This is a genomic window from Xenorhabdus sp. KJ12.1 (genome assembly GCF_963876495.1).
GTDB classification, from domain to species: Bacteria; Pseudomonadota; Gammaproteobacteria; order Enterobacterales; family Enterobacteriaceae; genus Xenorhabdus; species Xenorhabdus stockiae.
This window is the reverse complement of record NZ_CAWNQH010000137.1, coordinates 1-2,045: the sequence shown is the minus strand read 5'-3', so window position 1 is coordinate 2,045 and position 2,045 is coordinate 1. Positions and strand designations below refer to the sequence as shown.

Here is a 2,045-nt window from a genome sequence, read left to right as displayed (position 1 = left end):
ATTATTCGCTTGTTGTTACGGTGTAATGGGTTTATCAGGTTCCGTGATGATAACGTTGTAAACGATGCGGAGAATAACTATGAAAAAGTATCTTCTTCTTTGCCTAGTGGCTGGGACAACTCTTTTTGCTTCAATGCAGACTTATGCCATAGCGCCCCCTCCTCAGTGTCAAAAATACGACGCCAATAGTCCGGAATGGACAGAATGCATGATTGCCGCAGGAATATGCAGGCGAATGCCCGACGGTACTGTAATTTGTGTATACTAATAACTTCCAACAGGACGGTTTATTCCCACCGTCCTCTCACCCACACTACGCCCTAACATAATCCTGCAACCCCGAATTATTTGTTCTGAGGTAGCTACTCAGAATGTAGTTGGTTGAGCCACAGCACGAACCCAGCACATGATTCCCTTTTGCAGATCAGTCCGACCTTCAAGCAACCAACGCATATCAACATTTGTGTTGGGTTTTACGAGATGATCATAAAGTTGACCTATTTCCTCACCTAGTGCCTTAATCTTGTTCATGCAATCAATTTCATCTTGGGATAATTCACGGTAACCAGTGATTTTACGGTGTTGATTTTCCATTATTTCCTCTGCATTCAGTGTTGATATAGTCTTGTAAATACTCAGTCTGCTGCCTGTTTTCCGCCATCATTCTGAGGAGATCGTAATAATTTTGTTTAGCTGATTCTGTAAGTTGTGGGGTTCCTGCATCGCCCACGCTGCCGGAGGAAGCGGTTTCAGACACAGGACAGCTGGCTTGGATGCGCAACTTACGACGACCAGCGGCAACATCAGCCCGAAGAGTGTCAATTTCAGTCTTGGCATTGGCGAGTTTCTCTATGTATATTTCGTCTAATTTTGCAAGTTGTTCAAGGCGCTCTTGCTGCTTACCTATGGCAATGACCTGTTTGTCATACTGCAATTTTAAGCTGGTGTATGCTTCGGCCTTGTTCTGATACTCACTGTAGTAGAACCAGAACAAGCCAGAGACAATCACCAGAGCAATTAGGGTGAAGTACTGGCTGCCAATCTTCATGACTGCCTTCCGATAAATTGGTCATACTTTTCGTTTAAAAACAACAAGCCAAAAACAATTGGTACCAAAATAACCTGTACCGGCCACATGATTGACAGAAATAAAATGACCCCAAAACTTTCCGGATCATTAGCTCGTCTTTTTTCTATCAACGTAAAAATGATGAATGCCACAATAAAACCGATAACGTAAATCATTGACCCCAGAATGATACTCATCGCTCAATACCTCATGGCACCTCAAATGCCCGTGTGAATACGCCATAGGTGAGATTGAATCTCATGATAAAAACATCTGGCGCTCAGATGCCCTGCGCTTGGTCAGACCGTTCATCACCTTACCCGCTGCCTTGTTCCATCTCAGGAACTCATCGACTGCACCTTGATAGTCACCGGCATTGAGTTTCTTCAGCAAGGTAGAACGAGCGAAGTTACCCGCACCACAATTGAAGATGAACGAGCACAGGGCATCGAACTGCCCTTGAGTCAGTGATACCTTCACAGCTGATTCAAGGGTGAGGTAAATAGGCTGAAGGTCATCATGCAGGAATGCTTCGGCCTGCTGTTCGGTAATAACTTGCCCTGGCTTGACGTCTTTCGTATGACCGTAGCCAATCGTCCACGGAATACCACCCGTAGCCGGATCTGGATAGGCTTTCAGTTTCAGGCCTTCATATTGTTTGATGAAGCTCAATCCGTTCTCGCTCATTTTCATCAGATATTACCCCGCTGTTGTTCGCATTCTGCCATTCGCCTAAGAAACCGATAACGTTTGTAGAAATTGAAGTGAGCCCACGTCCAGTTGTGCTGTCGCATGACTTTCAGAAAACGCATATCAGCTCGCCACCAGTTCCGCAATTTACGCAGCACCCACCAACGGCGAATTTGATAAAACATTACAACCAGCGGAAATATCTTCACACCGTATATTTCCTTAATCATCTGTGAGCACCTGTCAGTCGGTTCCAGAAATACGTGAGGGCGATACTGCCCATTGC

At 45.2% G+C, this 2,045-nt stretch carries 6 protein-coding genes; all 6 read right to left on the bottom strand.

Features of this window, described 5'->3' with window-relative positions:
- Positions 1–77: 77 nt before the first annotated feature.
- A complete protein-coding gene (locus AACS92_RS20905) occupies positions 78–278 on the bottom strand; it encodes a hypothetical protein (RefSeq protein WP_193757018.1) in 201 nt (66 codons plus the stop codon).
- Between the two features lie 88 nt (positions 279–366).
- On the bottom strand, positions 367–594 hold the full coding sequence (locus tag AACS92_RS20900) for an Acb2/Tad1 domain-containing protein (protein WP_099112017.1): 228 nt from the start codon (positions 592–594) through the stop codon (positions 367–369).
- Complete coding sequence (locus AACS92_RS20895) at positions 575–1,048, bottom strand: lysis protein (RefSeq protein WP_099112016.1); 474 nt, start codon at positions 1,046–1,048, stop codon at positions 575–577. Before AACS92_RS20895 ends, AACS92_RS20900 begins: the two co-directional genes overlap by 20 nt.
- Complete coding sequence (locus AACS92_RS20890) at positions 1,045–1,266, bottom strand: hypothetical protein (protein ID WP_099112015.1); 222 nt, start codon at positions 1,264–1,266, stop codon at positions 1,045–1,047. Before AACS92_RS20890 ends, AACS92_RS20895 begins: the two co-directional genes overlap by 4 nt.
- A 61-nt stretch (positions 1,267–1,327) precedes the next feature.
- Positions 1,328–1,762 carry a lysozyme gene (locus tag AACS92_RS20885; RefSeq protein ID WP_099112014.1) on the bottom strand — a complete coding sequence of 145 codons (435 nt, stop codon included), beginning with the start codon at positions 1,760–1,762 and terminating at the stop codon, positions 1,328–1,330.
- The coding region (locus tag AACS92_RS20880) for a hypothetical protein (RefSeq protein ID WP_099112013.1) at positions 1,762–2,045 on the bottom strand (284 nt) is incomplete at its 5' end. The genes AACS92_RS20885 and AACS92_RS20880, both read right to left, overlap by 1 nt.

Excerpts from the sequence above, each read along its gene's own strand:
- AACS92_RS20900 (WP_099112017.1), bottom strand. The coding sequence starts at position 594 with ATGGAAAATCAACACCGTAAAATCACTGGTTACCGTGAATTATCCCAA.
- AACS92_RS20890 (WP_099112015.1), bottom strand. The coding sequence starts at position 1,266 with ATGAGTATCATTCTGGGGTCAATGATTTACGTTATCGGTTTTATTGTG.
- AACS92_RS20885 (WP_099112014.1), bottom strand. The coding sequence starts at position 1,762 with ATGAAAATGAGCGAGAACGGATTGAGCTTCATCAAACAATATGAAGGC.
- AACS92_RS20895 (WP_099112016.1), bottom strand. The coding sequence starts at position 1,048 with ATGAAGATTGGCAGCCAGTACTTCACCCTAATTGCTCTGGTGATTGTC.